This is a genomic window from Stutzerimonas xanthomarina DSM 18231 (assembly GCF_900129835.1).
Lineage (GTDB): Bacteria > Pseudomonadota > Gammaproteobacteria > Pseudomonadales > Pseudomonadaceae > Stutzerimonas > Stutzerimonas xanthomarina.
In genome coordinates this window covers 431,270-453,463 of sequence record NZ_FQXA01000004.1, presented here as the reverse complement: position 1 = coordinate 453,463, position 22,194 = coordinate 431,270, and the positions used below count along the sequence as shown (strand labels likewise).

Annotated in this window: 23 protein-coding genes; 12 read left to right on the top strand and 11 right to left on the bottom strand. The window is 60.8% G+C overall.

Translation table 11 applies throughout. The features are described from left to right. Window positions 1–170: 170 nt before the first annotated feature. On the top strand, window positions 171–1,622 hold the full coding sequence (gene pyk, locus BUE09_RS13130; RefSeq protein ID WP_073301364.1) for a pyruvate kinase: 1,452 nt from the start codon (window positions 171–173) through the stop codon (window positions 1,620–1,622). Window positions 1,623–1,701: 79 nt separating this feature from the next. On the opposite strand, the gene BUE09_RS13125 is transcribed toward pyk, so the two are convergent. Further along, on the bottom strand, window positions 1,702–2,646 hold the full coding sequence (locus BUE09_RS13125) for an iron-sulfur-binding ferredoxin reductase (RefSeq protein WP_073301363.1): 945 nt from the start codon (window positions 2,644–2,646) through the stop codon (window positions 1,702–1,704). Next, window positions 2,639–3,769: a GGDEF domain-containing protein gene (locus BUE09_RS13120; RefSeq protein WP_073301362.1), complete on the bottom strand. Its 1,131-nt coding sequence runs from the start codon at window positions 3,767–3,769 to the stop codon at window positions 2,639–2,641. The genes BUE09_RS13125 and BUE09_RS13120 overlap by 8 nt, the downstream gene beginning before the upstream one ends. Before the next feature lie 360 nt (window positions 3,770–4,129). Here BUE09_RS13120 and BUE09_RS13115 point away from each other — a divergent pair, with 360 nt between their 5' ends. After that, the gene (locus BUE09_RS13115) at window positions 4,130–5,653 is read left to right on the top strand and encodes a fumarate hydratase (protein ID WP_073301361.1); all 1,524 of its coding nucleotides are present in this window, start codon (window positions 4,130–4,132) and stop codon (window positions 5,651–5,653) included. 89 nt (window positions 5,654–5,742) lie between these two features. Here the strand turns inward: BUE09_RS13115 and BUE09_RS13110 are convergent, their stop codons facing one another. The 4 genes from BUE09_RS13110 to BUE09_RS13095 form a co-directional block, all read right to left on the bottom strand. Continuing rightward, window positions 5,743–5,967, bottom strand: a complete 225-nt coding sequence (locus BUE09_RS13110) for a VF530 family protein (protein WP_073301360.1) — start codon at window positions 5,965–5,967, stop codon at window positions 5,743–5,745. An 86-nt stretch (window positions 5,968–6,053) separates the two neighbouring features. Further along, complete coding sequence (locus BUE09_RS13105) at window positions 6,054–6,638, bottom strand: DJ-1/PfpI family protein (RefSeq protein ID WP_172830740.1); 585 nt, start codon at window positions 6,636–6,638, stop codon at window positions 6,054–6,056. A 50-nt stretch (window positions 6,639–6,688) separates the two neighbouring features. Further along, on the bottom strand, window positions 6,689–7,849 hold the full coding sequence (locus tag BUE09_RS13100; RefSeq protein WP_073301450.1) for a phospholipase D-like domain-containing protein: 1,161 nt from the start codon (window positions 7,847–7,849) through the stop codon (window positions 6,689–6,691). 209 nt (window positions 7,850–8,058) lie between these two features. After that, window positions 8,059–8,961: an acyl-CoA dehydrogenase middle domain-containing protein gene (locus BUE09_RS13095; protein ID WP_073301359.1), complete on the bottom strand. Its 903-nt coding sequence runs from the start codon at window positions 8,959–8,961 to the stop codon at window positions 8,059–8,061. A 173-nt stretch (window positions 8,962–9,134) separates the two neighbouring features. Here BUE09_RS13095 and BUE09_RS13090 point away from each other — a divergent pair, with 173 nt between their 5' ends. Continuing rightward, window positions 9,135–9,737 carry an acyl carrier protein phosphodiesterase gene (locus tag BUE09_RS13090; protein WP_073301358.1) on the top strand — a complete coding sequence of 201 codons (603 nt, stop codon included), beginning with the start codon at window positions 9,135–9,137 and terminating at the stop codon, window positions 9,735–9,737. A gap of 23 nt (window positions 9,738–9,760) precedes the next feature. On the opposite strand, the gene BUE09_RS13085 is transcribed toward BUE09_RS13090, so the two are convergent. Further along, entirely contained in the window at window positions 9,761–10,213 is a 453-nt protein-coding gene (locus BUE09_RS13085) for a flavodoxin (RefSeq protein ID WP_073301357.1), read from the bottom strand. Window positions 10,214–10,447: 234 nt separating this feature from the next. Here BUE09_RS13085 and BUE09_RS13080 point away from each other — a divergent pair, with 234 nt between their 5' ends. The 6 genes from BUE09_RS13080 to cysZ all read left to right on the top strand — a co-directional run bounded on the left by BUE09_RS13080 (window position 10,448) and on the right by cysZ (window position 14,178). Then, on the top strand, window positions 10,448–11,095 hold the full coding sequence (locus BUE09_RS13080) for a PilZ domain-containing protein (RefSeq protein ID WP_073301356.1): 648 nt from the start codon (window positions 10,448–10,450) through the stop codon (window positions 11,093–11,095). Window positions 11,096–11,226: 131 nt separating this feature from the next. Next, window positions 11,227–11,937, top strand: coding sequence for a dihydromonapterin reductase (gene folM / locus BUE09_RS13075; RefSeq protein ID WP_073301355.1), 711 nt, complete (start codon window positions 11,227–11,229; stop codon window positions 11,935–11,937). 17 nt (window positions 11,938–11,954) lie between these two features. Next, complete coding sequence (gene folX / locus BUE09_RS13070; RefSeq protein WP_073301354.1) at window positions 11,955–12,329, top strand: dihydroneopterin triphosphate 2'-epimerase; 375 nt, start codon at window positions 11,955–11,957, stop codon at window positions 12,327–12,329. A gap of 227 nt (window positions 12,330–12,556) precedes the next feature. After that, complete coding sequence (locus BUE09_RS13065; protein ID WP_073301353.1) at window positions 12,557–12,850, top strand: DUF1244 domain-containing protein; 294 nt, start codon at window positions 12,557–12,559, stop codon at window positions 12,848–12,850. Beyond that, on the top strand, window positions 12,847–13,206 hold the full coding sequence (locus tag BUE09_RS13060) for a HopJ type III effector protein (RefSeq protein WP_073301352.1): 360 nt from the start codon (window positions 12,847–12,849) through the stop codon (window positions 13,204–13,206). The genes BUE09_RS13065 and BUE09_RS13060 overlap by 4 nt, the downstream gene beginning before the upstream one ends. Window positions 13,207–13,419: 213 nt before the next feature. Then, complete coding sequence (cysZ, locus tag BUE09_RS13055) at window positions 13,420–14,178, top strand: sulfate transporter CysZ (protein ID WP_073301351.1); 759 nt, start codon at window positions 13,420–13,422, stop codon at window positions 14,176–14,178. A 371-nt stretch (window positions 14,179–14,549) separates the two neighbouring features. Here cysZ and BUE09_RS13045 read toward each other — a convergent pair whose 3' ends face one another. From BUE09_RS13045 to BUE09_RS13030, 4 genes are all read right to left on the bottom strand, one after another. Further along, on the bottom strand, window positions 14,550–15,659 hold the full coding sequence (locus BUE09_RS13045) for an NADH:flavin oxidoreductase (protein WP_073301350.1): 1,110 nt from the start codon (window positions 15,657–15,659) through the stop codon (window positions 14,550–14,552). A gap of 62 nt (window positions 15,660–15,721) precedes the next feature. Next, on the bottom strand, window positions 15,722–16,318 hold the full coding sequence (locus tag BUE09_RS13040) for a TetR/AcrR family transcriptional regulator (protein WP_172830718.1): 597 nt from the start codon (window positions 16,316–16,318) through the stop codon (window positions 15,722–15,724). Window positions 16,319–16,454: 136 nt separating this feature from the next. After that, the gene (locus BUE09_RS13035) at window positions 16,455–16,937 is read right to left on the bottom strand and encodes a glutathione peroxidase (RefSeq protein ID WP_073301348.1); all 483 of its coding nucleotides are present in this window, start codon (window positions 16,935–16,937) and stop codon (window positions 16,455–16,457) included. Window positions 16,938–17,039: 102 nt separating this feature from the next. Further along, on the bottom strand, window positions 17,040–17,525 hold the full coding sequence (locus tag BUE09_RS13030) for an FKBP-type peptidyl-prolyl cis-trans isomerase (RefSeq protein WP_073301347.1): 486 nt from the start codon (window positions 17,523–17,525) through the stop codon (window positions 17,040–17,042). Between the two features lie 239 nt (window positions 17,526–17,764). Between BUE09_RS13030 and BUE09_RS13025 the strand changes: the two genes are divergently transcribed. The 3 genes from BUE09_RS13025 (at window position 17,765) to BUE09_RS13015 (ending at window position 22,193) form a co-directional block, all read left to right on the top strand. After that, entirely contained in the window at window positions 17,765–18,952 is a 1,188-nt protein-coding gene (locus BUE09_RS13025) for an acetate kinase (protein ID WP_073301346.1), read from the top strand. A gap of 100 nt (window positions 18,953–19,052) precedes the next feature. After that, window positions 19,053–21,149 (top strand): phosphate acetyltransferase, encoded by a 2,097-nt coding sequence (pta, locus tag BUE09_RS13020; protein ID WP_073301345.1) that lies wholly within the window; start codon window positions 19,053–19,055, stop codon window positions 21,147–21,149. A 123-nt stretch (window positions 21,150–21,272) separates the two neighbouring features. Further along, a complete protein-coding gene (locus tag BUE09_RS13015; protein WP_073301344.1) occupies window positions 21,273–22,193 on the top strand; it encodes an acyltransferase in 921 nt (306 codons plus the stop codon). Window position 22,194: the final 1 nt, after the last annotated feature.

The following is a 22,194-nucleotide window of genomic DNA, read 5'->3' as shown; positions in this document are numbered from 1 at the left end:
TCCTCCGATGCCGGATTATCGACCGTCGTTACGAAAACTGCAGTCCACCGCTCCAGCTAATTCGCCCTTCAGGGCGTCTCCGACGCCACCGAAAGAGTAGTGCAGGCCAACAATGACTACAGCCGCCGGGCATAGTAGCCTCGCGGTCATTCTTGAAAAAGGAGCATTGAATGACTTCGCGCCGTACCAAAATCGTCGCCACGCTGGGGCCTGCCAGTAGTTCGCCCGAGGTGCTGGAAAAAATGATCGTTGCCGGGCTCGATGTGGCCCGCCTGAATTTTTCCCACGGGACGCCGGATGAGCACCGCGCACGGGCGCAGCTGGTACGGGACATCGCCGCCAAACACGGGCGCTTCGTCGCGCTGCTGGGTGACCTGCAGGGGCCGAAGATCCGTATCGCCAAGTTCGCCAATAAGCGCATCGAGTTGGCCGAAGGCGACAGCTTTCGCTTCTCCGTTACCCACCCGCGCGACGCCGGCACCCAGGAAGTGGTCGGCATCGACTATCCGGATCTGGTGAAGGACTGCAGTGTTGGCGACGAACTGCTGCTGGACGATGGTCGCGTGGTCATGCGCGTGGACAACAGCACAGCCGATGAGCTGCACTGCACCGTCCTGATCGGCGGGCCGCTGTCTGACAACAAGGGCATTAACCGTCGCGGTGGCGGCCTGACCGCACCGGCATTGACTGCAAAGGACAAGGCCGACATCAAACTGGCTGCCGATATGGACCTTGACTATCTCGCCGTCTCTTTCCCGCGTGATGCCGCCGACATGGAGCTGGCCCGCCGCCTGCGTGACGAAGCGGGCTCAAGCGCCTGGCTGATCGCCAAGATCGAGCGCGCCGAAGCCGTCGCCGATGACGAGGCGCTGGATGGCCTGATCCGCGCCAGTGACGGCGTGATGGTCGCGCGCGGCGACCTGGGCGTTGAAATCGGTGATGCCGAGCTGGTGGGCATCCAGAAAAAGATCATTCTGCACGCACGCCGCAACAACAAGGTGGTGATCACCGCGACACAGATGATGGAGTCGATGATCCAGAATCCGATGCCGACCCGCGCCGAAGTGTCCGATGTAGCCAATGCCGTGCTCGACTACACCGACGCCGTGATGCTCTCGGCCGAAAGCGCCGCGGGCGAATACCCGGTCGAAGCGATCAAGGCCATGGCGCGCGTTTGCGTCGGTGCCGAGAAGCATCCAACCAGCATCAAATCGGGCCATCGTCTGGGTCAGCGCTTCGAGCGCAGCGATGAAAGCACGGCACTGGCGGCGATGTACACGGCGAACCACTTCCCGGGCGTCAAGGCGATCATCAGCCTGACCGAAAGCGGCTATACCCCGCTGATCATGTCGCGGATTCGCTCGTCAGTACCAATCTTCGCCTTCTCGCCCCATCGCGACACTCAGGCGCGCGTTGCCATGTTCCGCGGCGTGCAGACCATTCCCTTCGATCCGGCAGCCCTGCCCGCCGACAAGGTCAGCCAATCAGCAGTGGACGAGTTGCTCAAGCGCAACATCGTCAATGTTGGCGACTGGGTGATCCTGACCAAGGGCGACACCTATCACGGCACAGGTGGCACTAACACCATGAAGATCCTGCGTGTAGGTGATTCGCTGACGTGATTGGCGCGGCGCGCCAGCTGCCGGTCAGCGTGGCCTGGCGCGCCGTTCCCGATTAACGGCTCACGCCTGTTGCGGTTCTTTATGTCCCGAACTGACGGGTAAGAAAGGCGTCACTCAATACCTGCCCCCGTGGCAGGCCCGCCAGAAACATGCGCCTGGCGCAGTCTTCGACAAAGCCGCTGCCGCCGCAGATCAGCGCAACTTCCTGACGGGACGTGGCACGCAGCGACTGCAGACAGCTGCTTCCATGCCGCCAGTCGACGTATTCGATGCTCAGATTGCTATTCGCCTCGGCAAGCGCTTCGAGCGGCCCTTGCAGATAGGAGGCGCCACGGCAGAAATGCAGCAGCCGAATCGGCCCCTGGTGTTCTCGGTGCAGTGCTTCTCGCATCAGGCCCCAGAGCGGGGCAAGTCCAGTCCCGGCAGCCAGCAACAGTAACGGCCTCATCTGCCATTCGGGCTCGTAGCGCAGCGCGCCCGTATGCGGTTGGCCCAGCCGCAGAGTGTCACCGATGGTCAGCGTACGTGCCGCGTCGCAGAACGCACCGCTGTGCCGGCAATCGAGGTGAAACTCAAGCCAGCGATCTTCCCAAGGTACGCTCGCGAGCGAATAAGGCCGGGCGACCCCAAGACTGTTCCATAACAACACATGCTGGCCAGCCTGATAGCGTAGCGGCCGCGCACTGGGCACCAGGCGCAATCGCAGAACCTGGTGATCCAGCCAGTCGAGCCAGTCTACCCGTACCGGCAAGCCTTCGCGCGCCGGATCAAAAACCGAAACATCGAGGTTTTCCGCCACGCTGCATTGGCAAGCGAGCCGCCAGCCTTCCAGGCGCCGGGTCAAGTCGAGTGCCTGCGCGCGGGCATCCAGTGGTTCACCTCGCAGACAGCGCACCAGGCAGGCATGGCAACTGCCCGCTCGGCAGCTGAAGGGTACGTTCAAGCCGGCATCATTGAGGGCATCGAGCAGATTGCTGCCATTCGCCACGTGCCAAGTTCGCCCTCCGCAGGTGATCTCAGGCATCTACCGTCGCCCAGCTGATCTCGCATCGATTTCGACCGTTGTCCTTGGCCCGGTACAGCGCGTCGTCGGCGCGCTGCAGGGACTCGTCCAGATCATCGCCTTCACGAAGCAGGGTCATGCCGACTGAAAGGCTCAAATGCCCGGCTTGGATATTCCCCTCCGGCGGCTGGGCATTGGCGAAGGCCTCGCGCAAGCGCTCGCAACAGGCGCGGAATTGCTCGGCATCAGTGTTTGGCAGCAACAAAACAAACTCTTCGCCTCCGTAGCGGGCAAGTATGTCGTCGTCTCGCAAGCAGGAGCGCGCCACCGAGGCAAAGGTTTGCAAGACCCGATCGCCCACCGCGTGCCCGTGCAGATCATTGATCCGTTTGAAATAGTCGAGATCGATCAAGGCCAGGCCGGACTGATGTCCTGCCCGCAGCCGACTAAGCTCGGCTTGCGCCTTGCGCAGAAAATGCCGACGGTTGTAGAGGCCGGTCAGCTCATCGGTCGAGGCCAGGTCTTCTAGCTGCCGCATCATGCCGCGCAGCGTTTCCTGGTGCGCCTGTAGCGCAAACCGGCGCTGACGCATACGTTGACGCAACCTGTAGACATAGCCGACGAACAAGCACATCCAGACCAGGGTCACCAGCAGCACACCGGTCTGCAGCAGCGCCTTCTGCGGCTCGTTCAGGTGGCCCATCTGCGCATCGAATAAAACCATGCCGACAAAGCTGCACAGCGCCAACACGGCGTAACGAAGGAAAATTTTCGGTGGCAGAAACACCGCAAACATCAGCACCAGTACGTACAGCACCAGCAACGAGCCGCGGTTATCGCCGAGATTGAACAAAAAGAACGTCAGCCAGACCAGCGCAACCAGCACCTGTGGCTCGGTCAGGCTGGGGTCGCGAAAGCGCAGGTTATGACCTCGATAGAAGACCCAGAAAAAGGTCAACTGGCTGGCCACGATCATCACCGACCCCGCGATGGCAGTCTCGATCGGCGCCTGATAGAAGCCGGCAGCCACGGTAATCCATGTGAGCAGCAATGCAAGACCGTAGGTCGCAGCGGCCATGCCGAAGCGCTTGGTCACCAACAACTGCAGCGCTTGCTGTTCGCTCTCGTCACGACTAGCGCGCATGGAATCCTTCCCATAGTGGCAATTCGTCATACTTTACGCCGGCCCTTGTGAAAAACCTATACACAGTTATAACGACAGATTGAGAAACCTTCGTCCGACACAGCTGCAACCGGACGATCATTTTTCGACATAACCCACTCCATTGCGCTCGCGCCGATGAGCCTACGTATCGGCCCGTCACACAACGCAACGCCATGTTGCCGCCAGCGCCATGCCAGTTTTCGCTGTGCATCCCTTCGCCTTTGGTCCGTCTGTGTTCCCGGCTCTACGGCAGGTTATACTGCCGCGCCTTTTTACCTGAGCGTGTCGGCTGAATCTCTCGACACGCCTTGTCTCCGCCCCGCCAAGAGGACGCGCTGCATGACCGTGATCAAGCAAGACGACCTGATACAAAGCGTTGCCGACGCTTTGCAGTTCATCTCCTATTACCACCCCGTCGACTTCATCCAGGCGATGCACGAGGCCTACCTGCGCGAAGAGTCGCCAGCAGCCCGCGATTCCATGGCGCAAATCCTTATCAACTCGCGGATGTGCGCGACCGGACACCGGCCGATCTGCCAGGACACCGGCATCGTCACCGTATTTGTACGGGTGGGCATGGACGTGCGCTGGGACGGCGCCACCATGAGTCTCGACGACATGATCAATGAAGGCGTTCGCCGCGCCTACAACCTGCCGGAAAATGTCCTGCGGGCTTCGATCCTCGCCGACCCGGCTGGTTCCCGCAAGAACACCAAGGACAACACCCCAGCGGTCATCCACTACTCCATCGTCCCTGGCGACAAGGTGGAAGTTGATGTTGCAGCCAAGGGCGGCGGCTCCGAGAACAAGTCGAAGATGGCCATGCTCAACCCGTCCGACTCCATCGTCGACTGGGTGCTCAAGACCGTCCCGACCATGGGCGCCGGCTGGTGCCCGCCGGGCATGCTTGGCATCGGCATCGGCGGCACCGCCGAAAAAGCCGCGGTGATGGCCAAGGAAGTGTTGATGGAATCCATCGACATCCATGAGCTGAAAGCCCGTGGCCCGCAGAACCGTATCGAAGAGCTGCGTCTCGAGCTGTTCGAGAAGGTCAACCAGCTGGGTATCGGCGCGCAGGGCCTCGGCGGCCTGACCACCGTGCTCGACGTGAAGATCATGGACTACCCGACCCACGCCGCCTCGCTGCCGGTGTGCATGATCCCGAACTGCGCGGCCACCCGTCACGCGCATTTTGTGCTCGACGGCTCCGGCCCGGCCGAACTGACCCCGCCGCCGCTCGATGCCTACCCCGAGATCGTCTGGGAAGCCGGCCCGAGCGCGCGCCGCGTCAACCTCGACACCATCACCCCGGAAGATGTGCAGAGCTGGAAGCCGGGCGAGACCGTCCTGCTGAACGGCAAGATGCTCACCGGCCGCGACGCCGCGCACAAGCGCATGGTCGACATGCTGAACAAGGGTGAAGAGCTGCCGGTGGACCTCAAGGGCCGCTTCATCTACTACGTCGGCCCGGTCGATCCGGTCGGCGACGAAGTGGTTGGCCCGGCTGGCCCGACCACCGCAACGCGCATGGACAAGTTCACCCGCCAGATTCTCGAGAGCACCGGTCTGCTGGGCATGATCGGCAAGTCCGAGCGCGGCCCGATTGCCATCGACGCGATCAAGGACAACAAGGCCGTCTACCTGATGGCGGTTGGCGGTGCGGCTTATCTGGTTGCGCAGGCGATCAAGAAGTCCAAGGTGCTGGCCTTCGCCGAGCTCGGCATGGAAGCGATCTACGAGTTTGAAGTGAAGGACATGCCAGTCACCGTCGCGGTCGACACCAACGGCGAGTCTGTACACATCACCGGCCCGGCGATCTGGCAGAAGAAGATCGCCGACAGCCTGGCGGTGGAAGTGCAGTAAGTAAAAGCCGCACCGATGTGAAGCCCGGCTGCTATCAGCCGGGCTTTTTCGTTTCGGCAACCAACCTGCGGCCATCAGATGCAGGACGATCAGCTGGTCTGCCGATGGCGCAGCTGAACGAACAACTCCTCTACTTTCGCCCGCGCCCATGGCGTCTTGCGCAAAAACGTCAGGCTTGACTTGATACTAGGATCGCTCTTGAAGCAGCGGATATCGACCCGCTCCGCCAGCCCTTCCCAGCCATAGTGAGCCTGCAGCTCGACGAGTATTGATTCCAGCGTTACGCCGTGGAGCGGGTCTCGGGGTTGGGTCATGGTGGCCTCAGACCTTGAGCAGACAGCGCCTGCAGAGAGTGAAACAAAAAGGCCCGCCGGAGCGGGCCTTCAAACGGAGCGGCATCTTACAGGCTGATGCGAGTACCGAGCAGCTCGAGAAATGCAGCCAACCAGGCGGGATGTGCCGGCCACGCCGGGGCAGTCACGAGGTTGCCCTCGGTGTGCGCTTTATCAACGCCGATATCGACGAACTCACCACCGGCCAGGCGAACTTCCGGCGCGCAGGCGGGATAAGCGCTACACGCACGCCCTTGCAGCACGTCTGCAGCGGCCAGCAGCTGAGCGCCATGGCAGACCGCAGCGATCGGCTTTTTCGCCTCGCCAAAGGCCTTGACCAGACTGATCACCTGCTCATTGAGCCGCAGGTATTCAGGCGAACGGCCTCCCGGCACCACCAGAGCATCGTAATCTTCGGCCCGCACCGCAGCGAAATCGAAGTTCAGCGCAAAATTGTGGCCGGGCTTCTCGCTATAGGTCTGATCGCCCTCGAAGTCATGAATCGCGGTGCGGACGGTGTCGCCAGCCTTCTTGTCCGGACAGACCGCATGCACGGTATGGCCAACCATCTGCAATGCCTGAAACGGCACCATGGTTTCGTAGTCTTCGACGTAGTCACCGACCAGCATCAGAATTTTCTTCGCAGCCATCAGAACGCTCTCCCTTTCAGTTGGACACTTTATAAACGGCCCGGCCAGTACCGTCAGCCGCTTCGGTTGAAAATGTTGATCACGAGCCGATCAAGCAGCCCCCACAAGCGCTGGTAAACGCGCTGGCTCAGCGGTCGAGAATGCCACTGCTCAAGATCAATTTCGAAACTGTGCAAGAAATCAGTTTCAAAACTGCTGGCCACCGACTCACTGAATTGCCGGTCAAGCGCTTCAAGATTGGCTTCCAGATTCCAGCGCAGATTCCAATGATCGAAATTACATGAGCCGACGCTGACCCAATCGTCGACCAACGCCATTTTCAGGTGAAGAAAGTGTGGCTGATATTCGTGAATGCGCACGCCGGCTCGCAGCAGTCTCGGATAATAGCGCTGTCCGGCATAACGGACCGAGGGGTGATCGGTGTTGCGACTGGTCAGCAAGAGCCTTACATCGACACCGCGTCTCGCCGCGCGCATCAGCTCTCGTCGAACGCGGCCAGTGGGCAGAAAATAAGGAGTCGCCAACCAGATCCTGCGTTCGGCGCGCTGCAGATTACGCAGCAGGCTATGGAGGATGTCGCGATGTTGGCGCGCCGCCGAATAGGCCACCCGACCCATGCCGTTATCGAGCGGCGGATTGGCTGGGACTTTCGGGAGTCGTTTCGGTAACGGCAACTGCCAGATTCTTTTTTTCAGGCACAGCGTCCATTGCACATCGAACAGACGCTGCCAGTCGGCTACCAGCGGACCGCTAATTTCGACCATCGCTTCGTGCCAATGCTCATCCGGATTAGAAGGGTTCCAGAATTCATCGGTAGCGCCGGTCCCGCCAACATAACAACGCGCGTCATCGATAAGAATCAGCTTGCGGTGATCGCGGTGCAGGTTGCGAAATTTCAATCGAAGTTTCAGCGGATTGTACTGACGCAGATCGACCCCAGCGTCGCTCAGCTGCTGCCGCGCCTTCTGTCCCAGTTTGAGGCAGCCGAAACCATCGAACAGGCAGCGAACCCGCACACCTCGATCAGCCGCCGCGACCAGAGCTTCGATCAGGCGATCGGCGCAGCCGCCATCTTCGACGAGATAGAGCTCGACATCCACTCGCTGTTGGGCCGCATTGATACTGGCCAATATGCGTGGAAAGAACTGCGGCCCGTCGAGCAACAGGTGGAAACGATTGCCCTCTCGCCAGGGGAACACCTCTCCGGCAAGCATCATGACCGCTGCCCCCACAGAAGCGCTGCGCCGGGGACCAGGGTAGCGATACAGCTCAATGGCATTGAAATCCTTGTCGGGGTAATTTCACAGGGTTTTCCGATCGCCCGCACTGCTAAAGCCAGGGGAGACCGACCTGCGCTGTCGCGGCACGCCAGTTATAGGTCCGCAGCGCAGCGAGGAGTTCCCGGCGCCTGGCGATTCGCTGATCATGCCTGATTACTTTCGGGTGTCAGCCCAAACAGCTCGGCTGCCTGCATCGACCGTTTGACTTGAGCATGGCGAGCCAGCTGTAGCACGCCGCGGTCGCGCCGCCAGAGGTCCAACCACAGCTGCGGGCCGGTTGCCAGCGCGGCGTCGAGCGCCTCACCAAGCGCCTCGAACTGCAGATTCAGCGAAGCAAGCAATAAATGGGTCGCCGGGTCCGCTGGTGGCAATCGCGAGATTTCAGCCGCGCTCGGTAAGGTACCCAAGAGCTGCAGCTGCAGCCGTTGCGGCCAGCCACACTGCAACCCGACGCCGTAAAGCCAACTAACCAGTGCCGCGAGTACGTGAAGGTCTTCCAGTGTCCGGAACGGTTTGACGTAGTCCTCCCAGCCGTCGCCAGCCAAGCGATCGCAAGCCGCACTCACCAACCGTAAGCGGCCGTGCGGAATATCCGGTACCAGCGCCAACGGCGACGCCGCCTCGACGATGACGCCAGGATCAGCAGTGCGGACCATGCAGAGGCTCAGCCGCGCTCGCTCGCCGAGCGACTCATCACGCGCCGGCACCAGCAACCAGGCCGCAGCAGAGCCAGCAATGACGAAATCCTTGCTGCCGGTCAGTCGTACTCCATCCAGTCGGGTCTGCATGTCAGCCGGTCGCAGCAGACGACGCTCGGTCGCGCACAGTGCGCCAAGGCCTGTAGGAGCTTCGGGCCACAGCCTTCGGAGGGCGGCCTGATAGCCGGCGAGAAATGCCAAGCCGGGGGTCGCGGCCAGCCGCCCGCCTAGTACTGCAAGCTCAAAAGAGTCGTTCGCACCCTGCGATTGCAGAGCCGCGAACCAACCCTCCAGCGGCATCGATTGCGGTAAGTGTTGCAGCGGACCAAGCAGCTCATGCCATGACATCAATAGGCTCCAAGAAGCGAAAAGGTAGCAGTCAAAACAACGGCCTGGCCGTCGAGGATCCATCTCTGTCCGGGCTGGGCTGGCAGCGGTAATGGACCGAACGCCAACCATATCAATCAGGTGCTGAGAAAGCATGCAAGCTGAATGCAAGTCAGCGCTGCTAGACTCGCCTCATGAACTATCTTGCACATTTGCATCTTGGCGGCGAACGGCCCGGGCAGCTGCTCGGAAGCCTCTACGGCGATTTCGTCAAAGGGCCCCTGCAAGACCGCTGGCCGGCCGACATTGAAGCGGGCATTCGCCTGCACCGACAGATCGATGTTTTTACCGACAGCCATCCAGTTGTCCTCCAGGCCAAGCAACGCTTTCCTCGCGAGCGCAGGCGCTATGCGGGAATATTGGTCGACCTGTTTTTTGATCACTGCCTGGCCGCGCACTGGCACGACTACGCCAGCGAACCCCTGCCGGACTTCACCGCGCGGGTTTATCGGGTGTTGCGTGAGGAAGCCGAGCTGCCCGCCAAGCTGGCGTTGATCGCGCCGCGCATGGCGGCCCATGACTGGCTCGGCAGCTATCGAGACTTCGCCGTGATGGAGCAGGTCGTGGCCGGCATGAGCCGTCGACTGTCTCGCCCCGAAGGCCTGGCAGGCGGCGTCGTCGAACTCGAACAGCTATACACCCCGCTGTTGCAGGATTTTCGGGAGTTCTACCCGCAACTGCATGCGTTTGCCCGGGCCCGCAGTATCAGCTCGGCAGATGCGGTTCGGCCCTCCTGAAGCTTTTTTGCTCGGCTGACCGTTTAGCCGCGCAGGGCTGTAGCAAAGCTATCCAGCCATGGCTCCGCGTCAGTTTCTGGCGTGACCGTTTCGCTGGCGTCGAGGCGCAGCATCTCCTGTACTTCACGTACACCCAGTTCGGCGTACAACTCTCGAACCAGCTCCCCGGCGCCGCAGAAGGTATCGCCATAGCTGGCGTCCCCAAGCGCGATCACCCCGCCCGGCAAGCCCTGCCAGGCCGGAACCTGCTCGCGGATTGTCGAATACAGCGGGACAAAACTGTCCGGTAATTCACCCATCCCGGTGGTGGCGGTCACTACCAACAATGCTTGCGGTGCGAAGTCCAGCACCTGCGAGAGCTGCGCACGCGGGTCGTGCCAGGCATCAAAGCCCGCCGCTTTGAGAACCGTGACAGCATGGCGGGCGACGTCTTCAGCAGTGCCGTAGACCGTGCCGGAAAGAATGGCCACTTTCATGATGAGCTCCGTTTCGGGTTAAAGCCGGCATTATGCCGCATTCGACACATACTCTCCGACCGAGCGGTTCTACACTCAGAAACAGGCCCGCCGTTAGGCGATAGGGAATTAGTTCGCGAGTGCGCTGTCGGATTGCCGTCCTGGCAGAGATCTCGCAGAGGCCCATGCCGCGTTCTGGAGTGAACAGGCATGGGCAGATCGGATTCTGGCCATGCCCTTGAGAGGGAAATCGGGATGCCGAACAAAACTGATTTGACCAGCGCTGAACTGGCCTATATCAACGAACTTGTCAGCGGCTCGCCAACAGAGCAGGGCGAGACGCGGGCGGGCTTTCGCGTTGACGGCGGTGAAAAGGCCAACGGCCTGCTCCTGCAACTGGCTGCGAAAGCGAACCTGACCCTCGAAGCCAAGCTCGAGGAATACTGCATGTCTTTCCCGCTGCAGCTGAAGCAAGACGAGTTCCAGACGGTCCAGTTGCAACTGGCGCCTCCAACCATCTATGAGCGCGGACCGGTTCTGCGCGCCTGGCGCTTGCATCTGGACGAGCCGCTGCCATTGCTCTCCGACGAGGGCAACGAAACTGCGCTGAGTGTCCATGAGCTGTCACCCAACGGTCTGCTGGTGGACGCTGGCGACAAGCACAAGGCGCCCAAACATTTACATATGCGTCTGGCATTGCCGGGCGAAGATCCGTTTCAGATCGACGCGCACCGCATCCGCCATGCGGAAGGTGGAATGACCGCCTACGAAGTCGAATATCCGCAGGACAAGGATGCCGAACGCATCCGTTCCTATCTGTATGAGCAGCATCAGCGTCTGCATCCCGAACTGCAACCGGAACTCTCCATGCAGGCCGCCGTCGACGTATCCGAGAACTCTTAGCGGCGCAGGCGTCTGCCGCTCCTGCATAAGGAAGTCCGCACCATAGGGCCGTCGCGTCCCCTGGTGTAAGCTGAGTGGCCCTGCAGCCTTGAACAGGCGCTGCGCCCCCCATCCCCACCCGGTATTCAAGCATGACCCAGCCGACGCCTCCGATACTGATTACCGGCGCCAGCCAGCGTATCGGCCTGCATTGCGCCGAGCGCCTGCTTGAGGACGGGCAGCCGGTTATCGTGAGCTACCGCTCCTCTCGAGCCAGCCTGGCTCGGCTTCGCGAACGCGGCGCAGTGACCTTGCACGCCGATTTCTCCACTGCACCCGGCATCCTGAGCTTTATCACCGCCCTCAAGCAGCAGACCAGCGCCCTGCGCGCGATCGTTCACAACGCGTCGGACTGGCACCCCGAGACAGCGGGTGAAGAAGCTGAGACATTCCAGCGCATGTTCGAGGTGCACATGCTCGCGCCTTATCTGATCAATCTTCACTGCACTGAACTGCTGCAGCAGGGTGGTCCGGCAGACATCATTCACATCGGTGACGACGTCACCCGTGTCGGCAGTAAAAAGCACATCGCTTATGCGGCCAGCAAGGCCGGCTTGGACAATCTCACCCTGTCGTTTGCAGCCCGATTGGCGCCGACGATCAAGGTCAATGGCATAGCGCCCGCCCTGATCCAGTTCAATGAAGGCGACGACGAGGCATACCAGCGCAAGGCGCTTGCCAAGTCTGCCCTTGGCATCGAGCCCGGTGCCGAGGTGATCTACCAGAGCTTGCGCTATCTGCTGGATAATCCCTATGTCACCGGCACCACGTTGTGCGTTAACGGTGGCCGCCACCTGATCTGATAGGCCAAGGAATTCCCATGCCCCGACTGGAACCCGCCATGGCGCGCATCCGCGTCAAAGACCTGCGCCTGCGTACCTTCATTGGTATCAAGGAAGAGGAAATCCTCAATAAGCAGGATGTCCTGATCAATCTGACGATGCTTTATCCGGCAGCCGAAGCCGTGCGCGATAACGATATCGAACATGCGCTGAACTATCGAACCATCACCAAGGCGATCATCCAGCACGTCGAGGACAACCGCTTCGCTCTGCTCGAACGGCTCACCCAGGAAATCCTCGACCTGGTCATGGCACACCCGCAAGTGCGCTATGCCGAGGTCGAAGTGGACAAGCCGCATGCGCTGCGCTTTGCTGAGTCGGTATCGATTACCCTCGCCGCGCATCGTGACTGAACGCCGCGTCTGCCGCAGTGGCTTCACCCACTCTGCCGGCAGGTAGCTTTCGGCAATACGCGGTGTCTTTGCAATTTCATCCAGCCTCCACTGGCCGGTGGATGGGGGGCTTGGCCGTCCTGTTTAGCCGAGGAGGTTCGCGCCGCCAGGTTCCCGGTAGTTAGCTAGCCCAGGACCTGCGTCGAGGTTATGATCCCGACGACGTTTGCAATGCCGAGGCCTTTGACATGAATGAACAAGAACGCACCGAACTTGAAGCCGCTGCTTTCCGCCGCCTGGTCCAGCACCTGCGCAGCCGCCCGGATGCACAAAACATCGACCTGATGAACCTGGCGGGCTTTTGCCGCAATTGCCTGTCGAAGTGGTACAAGGCCGCCGCCGATGACCTGGACATCGAAGTCAGCCTCGATGAGGCGCGTGAAAATGTCTATGGCATGCCCTATGCGGAATGGAAAAAACGCTACCAGAAAGACGCAACACCAGAGCAACAGGCTGCGTTCGACCAGGGTCATAAATCGTGAGTAGCCTCAGGGATTTTCGCGCCAGCCTGCGCAACCGAAACCACCCGTTCAGCGAGACGCTGGCATTCATTGCCAACGCCTACGACTACCAGCCAACCCGTTTTCTCAACGGCAACATTGAAAACGCCGCCGGACAGAACGAGGGATCGTGCAAGACGCTGGGGCTGGCCGTGCTGGAAGGCTTTACCACGGAAGAAGCGTTGCTGGCGTTCGGGGAGCACTATCAGTCGGTGCTGGAGAATCCCAGTGGAACTGACCACCAGAACATTCGCGCGCTGATGGATACCGGGCTTCCAGGCGTACGCTTTGATCAGCAGCCGCTGAGGCGCAAACCGGTGAATTTCGTAGAGAAATAGAAAAAGGGCCGGCCAGGCACTTGGGGAAGGCTTGAAGCGGACGGCCCTGAAAAACCAAAAGTAGAGTACGGGCGGCAGCCTAAAAGCCAAGTACAACGCTTGGCCATTACTAAAGCGGATCGGCCCCGTAGCTCTGGACTATCGACCGCTACGCCGCTTTTCCCACCCCGACAAAGTCGGTAAGGTCCGGACGTCCTTTCCGGAGTATCGCCAATGCCCCTCGCTGCCCTATCCGGCCCCCAATACCTGCGTGAAGGTTTGAAGCTAATTCTCAGCCCAGGACTCAGGCTGTTCGTCATTCTGCCGTTGACCGTTAATCTGCTGCTGTTCTGCGGCCTGATCTACCTCGCCGTGCGCCAATTCGGCGGCTGGGTCGACGCCTTCATGCCGAACCTCCCCGAGTGGCTGATGTTCCTCGAATACATCATCTGGCCACTGTTCGTGGTGCTGGTGGTACTGATCGTGTTCTTCACCTTCACCATGCTCGCCAACATCATCGCCGCGCCGTTCAATGGTTTTCTCGCCGAAAAGGTGGAAACCGTGGCGCGCGGCGTCGACAGCGCGCCGCCGTTCAGCTGGGGCGAACTGCTGGCGATGCTGCCGCGAACCCTTGGACGCGAGGCACGCAAGTTGGCGTACTTCGTACCTCGGGCGCTGGCGCTGCTGGTGCTCTCATTCATTCCAGTGGTCAATCTGGTCGCGGCGCCACTGTGGCTGCTGTTCGGCGTCTGGATGATGGCGGTGCAGTACATCGACTATCCCGCCGACAACAACAAGCTGAGCTGGGCCGAAATGATGGTTTGGCTGCGCCAGCGCCGCTGGAAGAGCCTGAGCCTCGGCGCGGTAACCTACGCAGCGCTGCTGATTCCCTTCGTCAATCTGCTGATCATGCCGGCGGCGGTCGCAGCTGCAACGCTGTTCTGGGTGCGTGAGGGCGGCAAGACGACCATGTCTACAGTGGCCGATTCGTGAACTGCGAGAGCTGAGGTGTTTAGACCTGAGCAGCTCATATCGGAGATCCGCAATAATGCTTACTGCCCTCGCCACCAACTGCACGCTCAAGGCGTAGCAAGCTCTATCAGCGGGTTAGATGTGGGCTGCACCATCCTCGCCAACGACTGCACCTATTGGGTCAGGTCGGACCGGCGCTGGGCTTGACGGATTACAAGGATGTGGAAAACCCGGACGAGAAGATCACCAGGACCAACGCGATGCTGGCGCGCAACACCGTGCATCTAGCCAGGCTGCTCAAGCAATCCGGTTATCCAGCGCCTCGTCGCAACAACCGCACAAAAAAGCCATCTCGAGGATGGCTTCTGAGCCCCTAGAGGTCGCGTCGCGCGTCAGGCCAGCGTCTTCAGCGCCTCACGGCTAAAGGGCAGGATGTCCTGCATGCGCCCTTCCTTTACCTTCAGCGCCCAGTCCGGATCGCAGATGAGTGCGCGCCCTACCGCGACCAGATCGAACTCCTGCTTGTTCAGTCGCTCCAGCAACCCTTCGATATTGGCCGGCTGTGCCACCTTGTCAGTCTTGACCATGAACTGCAGGAACTCGCCATCGAGGCCCACGCTGCCTACGGTGATGGTGGGTTTGCCAGTCAGCTGACGGGTCCAGCCAGCCAGGTTGAGATCGGAACCTTCGAACTCTGGCTCCCAGAACCGGCGCGTAGAGCAATGGAAGATGTCCACACCGGCTGCCGAAAGCGGCTCGAGAAACTCGCCGAGCGCTTCCGGCGTGGTGACCAGGCGCGCGGTGTAGTCCTGCTGCTTCCATTGAGAAAAGCGGAAGATGATCGGGAAGTCCGGACCTACCGCCGCACGCACCGCCTCGATCAGCTCGATGGCGAAGCGCGAGCGATTAGCCAGACTGCCACCGTATTCGTCGGTGCGCTGGTTGCTACCTTCCCAGAAGAACTGATCAACCAGGTAGCCGTGCGCACCGTGAATTTCGACGCCATCCATGCCGATGGCTTGGGCATCTTTGGCGGCCTGAGCGAAGGCAGCGATCACGTCCTGAATGTCCTGTTGGGTCATGCCGTGCACAACCACCTGGCCATCCTTAAGCTTCTCCATCGGACCGTAACCCGGCACTTCCGGCTCCGGCTCGGTTCCCATGTGGCGAACATTACCCACGTGCCATAGTTGCGGAACGATCTTGCCGCCGGCGGCATGCACCGCCTCGACCACCGCCTTCCAGCCGGCCAGCGGGGCTTCGCCGTAGAAGCGCGGCACCTGCGGATAGCCGTTGGAGGCCTTGTGCCCGACCGTGGTGCCCTCGGTGATGATCAGCCCTACACCCGACGCAGCACGACGGCGGTAATACTCGACGACGTCCGCAGTTGGCACACCGTTAGGCGAGAAGGAACGGGTCATCGGCGCCATCACGACACGGGTCGGCAGCTGCAGGCTGCCGAGTTGAAAGGGTTGGAACAGGGCGTTCACGGCTGCGGTCATTGGTGTCTCCTCTGGCTTGAATCAAAAAGCGACCGGTCGTCTCGCCGATCGCGACAAAAAAATTAGCGGGGCGTCAACAGACGCTCCAGCTGGGTCAGGAATATGTTGAGTGGCGTTATGCTGCGCCCTACCTTCATGCGCAACAAGGCACCTTCCCAGGCGTTACCGATAAATTCAGCCAACGCCAGGCAGTCGGTGTCGGCATCGACCTCGCCGGCTGCGCACGCTTGCTCAAGGCAGCTAGCCAGCAGTTGTACCGAACGCAACAGAATCGCTTCGACCTGCTGGCCGATGGGCTGCGAAAGCTCGGCCATCTCAAAGCTCAAACTGCCGATGAAGCAGTGATACTCGGGGCATTCCTGTCGCGAAAAATGCGCCACGACCTCAGCGTAGTAACCGAGAACCCGTGCACGAGGGCTCTGCCTGGTATCGAGCAGCGCTGCCTGATACCGCTCAAGTCGCGGCTGATAGAGATGCTCCAACGCCTGCAGGGCGAAATCTTCCTTGCTGGCGAAGTAGTGGTAGAAGGAGCCCTTGGGGATGCCGGCAGCCTGCACAATCTCCAACACGCCGGTGCCGTGATAGCCACGACGAGTCATCACCTGTGCGCCTTTGGCCAGGATCAGGTCACGCTTGTCGTTGCGGGCTTGGTTGTTCATGACGACCAGCATATGACCGGTCGTCTAGGTCGAACACCATCATCCACGGCGCTTATTGCCGTGCAGTCTTCACCACGATGGTGGTATCACGAGAAGGCGTAAGTGACAGCAAACGCCCTAACAGGAAATGGCGCGCTCAGCCGAGCGCGCTTTCGATGGTCTGGATCAGCGCTGGATCGTTCGGCGCGGTGCGCGGGGAGAAGCGCGCCAGTACGCGTCCATCCTTGCCCACCAGAAACTTCTCGAAATTCCAGCTGATGTCGCCGGGAAAGTCAGCGCCCTCTCCGGCCAACAGGCGGTACAACGGGTGACGCTGCGAGCCGTTGACCTCGAGCTTGCTGCAGATCGGAAACGTAATGCCGTAGTTCTCGTTGCAGAACTGCAGGATGTCCGCATCGCTGCCTGGCTCTTGCGCGGCGAACTGGTTGCAGGGGATGCCCAGCACGCCGAAACCGCGATCATGGTAGCGCTCATGCAGCGCTTGCAAGCCTGCATACTGAGGCGTGAGACCGCACTCGGAAGCCACATTGACTACCAGTGTCACCTGGGATTTCAACGGCGCCAGGGGAAGTTCCTGGCCCGCAAGGCCGGGCAGAACCAACTCGTGAAACGCGCTCATGTGTCTTTACTCCAGACTAAAAAAGCGCTCCGGCAGAACCGAAGCGCTTCCATGGCCCGATCAAATCGGGCGTTTCGCTGACCAGCCGCCTGCAGGCGCCGATCAGTGTTGGTGACCACCTTCACCATGCACATGGCCATGAGCGATTTCTTCGTCGCTGGCTTCACGCACGTCAACGATCTTCACTTCAAAGTTAAGGCGTTGGCCGGCCAGAGGATGGTTACCGTCGACGATCACATCGTCACCTTCGACATCACGAATGGTGACGATCTGCATGCCGCCGTCCGGGCCGGAAGCGTGGAACTGCATGCCCACTTCCAGCTCATCGACGCCTTCGAACATCGCACGGTTGAGGGTAGCAACCAGCTCCGGACTGTACTCGCCGTAGGCATCCTGCGGCTCGACGGCGACCTTGACCTCGTCACCGCCTTGCTTGCCTTCCAACGCCTTTTCCAGACCGGCAATGATGTTGCCCGAACCGTGTAAATAGACCAGCGGCGCGCCGCCGGCCGAGCTGTCGATCACTTCACCCGCATCGTTGGTGAGTGTGTAGTCGATGGACACAGCCTTGTTAGCGGCAATCTGCATGAGGCAAAACCTTTGTTGGGGAATGTGAGTGAAAGTCTAACCGCGCACTGCAGTGATTGCGAACCGGCGCACGAACCAGGGGACCATCGGCAGCTTGGTCCACCCCGCGCAACTTCATGCGTAGGGCGGTGCCGAATACAACCTTTGGAGAGCATCGCACCCCTCGATGTTGTGCAAGAATCCACGCCTGTAAATGTAGGCGACTATTTCAACAATTAATTCCGCATCAAGGAGCACCGATGTCAGCTCGAAACATCCTGGTGATTAACTGCGGCAGCTCGTCGATCAAATTCGCACTGGTCAACGAAGCTCAAGCAACTTTCCCCCTGCAGGGCCTGGCCGAACGTGTCGGCACCCCGGAGGCCGTGCTGCACTGGCAGCTGGGAGACACCAAACAGAGCCTGAACATTCCAGGTGCCGATCACCGGGCCGCGCTGGAAAGGTTGCTGCCTGTGGCCCAGGAGGCCGCCGGCGGCAAACTGGACGGCATCGGCCATCGTGTGGTCCACGGGGGCGAACATTTCACCGGCTCCACCCTGATCGACGAGGCGGTACTGAAGGCCATTCGCGACAGCGCGCAGCTGGCGCCACTGCACAACCCAGCCAACCTGGTCGGCATTGATGCAGCCATGGCGCTGTTCCCCGGCCTGCCGCAGGTTAGCGTGTTCGATACCGCTTTCCACCAGACCATGCCTGAGCATGCGTTCCGCTACGCCGTGCCGGAATTCCTCTACAAGGAGCACAGCGTTCGCCGCTACGGCTTTCACGGCACCAGCCACAACTTCGTCAGCAAGCGTGCCGCCGAAATGACCGAGCTCCCGGTCGATGACAGCTGCTGGCTGACGGCTCACTTAGGCAATGGCTGCTCGACCTGTGCCATCGTCAATGGCGAGAGCCGCGACACCAGTATGGGCCTGACCCCGCTGGAAGGTCTGGTCATGGGCACTCGCAGCGGCGACGTCGATCCCAACCTGCACAGCTACCTGAACCGCACCTTGGGCTGGAGCCTCGAGCAAATCGATCGCATGCTTAATCACGACAGCGGCCTGAAGGGCCTGTCCGGACTGTCCAACGACCTGCGCACGCTACAGGAAGCCCGTGTTGCCGGGCATGCCGGCGCCACCCTGGCATTCGAAGTCTTCTGCTACCGCCTGGCCAAATCGCTGGCAAGCATGGCTTGCGCCCTGCCGAAGCTCGACGGACTGATCTTTACCGGCGGCATTGGTGAAAACTCCATGGCCGTGCGTACCCGCACCCTCGAACATCTGAAACTGTTCAACTTCAAGCTGGACGAAGAGGCCAACGCACGCTGCACGCGCGGTGTAGGCGGGGAAATCCAGGCGGCAGGCAGCCCCCGCGTGCTGGTGGTACCGACCAACGAAGAACGTCAGATCGCACTGGACACGCTGGCGCTGCTCGACGCCTGATAGCGCGCCCGCAATCAGACGCACCGCACGAACCCGACGACCGCAAATGGCGTCGGGTTTTGTCTACTTGGCATCGCCCTTCGCCCGATAGGAGATCATCATGCATACCTTATTCCTCGCCCCCTGCGGTTTTGGCGGCGGCCTCAACTCCATCAGCCTCGGCCTGATCAGCGCACTTCAGCGCGCCGGGTTGAAGGTCGGCTTCTTCAAGCCCATCGCCCAGCCTTTCCCGCACGATCAAGGCCGTGAACGTTCTTGCGTTCTGGTAGAACGCACACTGAATATCGTGTCGCCCGAGCCGCTGCCATTGGAGCAGGTCGAGCGCCAGCTGGCCGATGGCGAACTCGATCTGCTACTCGAGGACGTGGTCAGCCGCTATCAGGAGGTTGCCGCGGGCAAGGATGTGGTCATTGTCGAAGGCATGGTGCCGACGCGTGAGTTCAACCACACATCAAGGATCAACACGCATCTGGCGAAAAGCCTGGACGCGGATGTCATTCTGATCGCGGCGCAAGGCAGTGACACGCTCAAGCGTCTGGCCGAGCGCATCGAGATCCAGGCCCAGCTGTTCGGTGGCGCCAAGGACCCGAAGGTGCTGGGTGTCATTCTCAACAAGGTCAAGGGTGACGACGGTGCGCCCGCCTTCATCGAGGGTCTCAAGGCGCAGCTGCCTCTGCTGGGCACTGCCGAATTCCAACTGCTTGGCGCGATCCCTTTCGCCGACAAACTCAACGCCTTGCGGACCCGCGACATCGCCGAACTGCTCGACGCCAAGGTCCTTCACGCCGGTGAAGCGGAGCAGCGTCGCGTCGACAAGATTGTGCTGTGCGCCCGCGCTGTCCCCAATACGGTGCAGCTCCTGCAGCCAGGCGTTCTGGTGGTCACCCCGGGCGACCGCGACGACATCATTTTGGCCGCGAGCCTGGCTTCGCTCAACGGCGTCAAACTCGCAGGCCTGTTGCTTTGCAGCGACTTTGCCCCGGACCCGCGCATCCTTGAGCTGTGTAAAGCGGCGCTTGATGGCGGCCTGCCGGTGATGACCGTGCAGACAGGTTCCTACGATACGGCAACCAATCTCTTCGGGCTGAACAAGGAAACCCCAGCCGACGACATCGAACGCGCCAGCCAGGTGACCGACTTCATCGCACAGCACCTGCAACCCGAACTCTTGCATACCCGCCTCAGCGTGCCGCGCAGCGAGTTGCGACTGTCGCCCCCGGCATTCCGCTACCAGCTGGTCAAGCGTGCCCAGCAGGCAAACAAGCGCATCGTTCTGCCGGAAGGCAACGAGCCACGCACCATACGTGCCGCGGCCATCTGCCAGGAACGCGGCATAGCGCGCTGCGTGCTGCTGGCCAAGCCAGAAGAAGTCCAAGCGGTTGCGCGCGAGCAAGGCATCCAGTTGCCTGCAAGCCTGGAAATTCTCGACCCGGAACTGATCATCAACCAGTACGTCGAGCCGATGTGCGAAATGCGCAAGGCCAAGGGCCTGACCCCGGGCGATGCGCGTGAGCAGCTCAAAGACACCGTGGTGCTTGGCACCATGATGCTGGCGCTCGACGAGGTGGACGGCCTGGTTTCCGGTGCCGTGCACACCACTGCCAACACCATCCGCCCGGCGTTGCAGCTGATCAAGACTGCACCTGGCTACAGCCTGGTCTCATCGGTGTTCTTCATGCTGCTGCCGGATCAGGTGCTGGTCTACGGTGACTGCGCGGTAAATCCGAATCCAAGCGCCACCGAGCTGGCTGAGATCGCCCTGCAAAGCGCCGAATCGGCCGTCGCCCTGGGCGTCAACCCGCGCGTAGCCATGATCAGCTATTCTACCGGCACTTCTGGCAGCGGCGCCGAGGTGGAGAAGGTTGCTGAAGCCACCCGCATCGCCCAGGAGCGCGCTCCCAACTTGCCGATCGACGGCCCACTGCAGTACGACGCCGCATCGGTCGCCAGTGTCGGCAAGCAGAAGGCGCCCAACAGCCTGGTGGCCGGTCAGGCCACAGTGTTCATCTTCCCTGACCTGAACACGGGCAACACCACCTACAAGGCGGTTCAGCGTAGCGCCAACGTGATCAGCGTCGGCCCGATGCTGCAAGGCCTGCGCAAGCCGGTCAATGACCTGTCCCGTGGCGCACTGGTGGATGACATTGTGTTCACCATCGCGCTCACCGCTCTGCAGGCTGATAACCAAAAGGCCTGATGCACCCGCGCCCGGCCAGCTAGGCCGGGCGCCTCGCAACGTCACCATCCCGTTTTTCGGCTTGCAGTTCGGCCCGCATTCAGTACTCTTGCCGCCGTTATTGACGGATATAAGACCTAATCGATGCTAAGCGTGCTTCCCGTCCCAATTCGGGGCGTCCTGGCCGGCCTGACGCTCGCACTGAACACGCTGTTCTGGTGCTGGCCGCTTTTTGCGCTATCACTGCTCAAACTGGCGTTACCGATTCCGCGTATTCAGCGAGGATTGCGCTTCGGCATGCACTGGATCGCCGAGTCCTGGATGACGGTCAACAACTTCTGGATGGATCAGGTGGGCCGCGCCGAGTGGGACGTACAGGGACTCGACAAGGTTGATCTGCAGCACTCCTATCTGGTCACCAGCAATCACCAGAGCTGGGCCGACATCCTGATGCTGCAATACCAACTGAGCCGGCGAATGCCGATCCTGAAGTTCTTCCTCAAGCAGGAGCTGATCTGGGTGCCGGTCATTGGCCTGTGCTGGTGGGCGCTGGAGTTTCCTTTCATGAAGCGCTTCAGCAAGGAGTATCTGGCGAAGTATCCGGAAAAGCGCGGCGAGGATCTGGCAACAACCCGCAAGGCCTGCGAACGCTACCGGACCAACCCAGTGTCGGTATTCAACTTCCTCGAGGGTACGCGCTTCACCGAGGACAAGCACACTGAACAGGCATCGCCCTACCGCTACCTGCTCAAACCCAGGGCCGGTGGCATCGCGTTCGTAATCGATGCGATGGGCGAGCAACTGACTTCGCTGATCAACGTGACCATCCACTACCCCGACGGCAACCCCAGCTTCTGGGATTTGCTAAGCGGCCGGATCGGCCAAGTCGTCATGCGCATCGACTCGCAGCCGATCCCTGCCGAGTTCCTGCACCGTAGCTACGACCAGGACGAAGCCTATCGGCTGAGCTTTCAGGAGTGGGTCAACGAGCTCTGGAGTAACAAGGACGCCGACCTCGAAAAACTCCACCGACAATACCCGCCTCGCCATGGCGCATCAGGTTAAC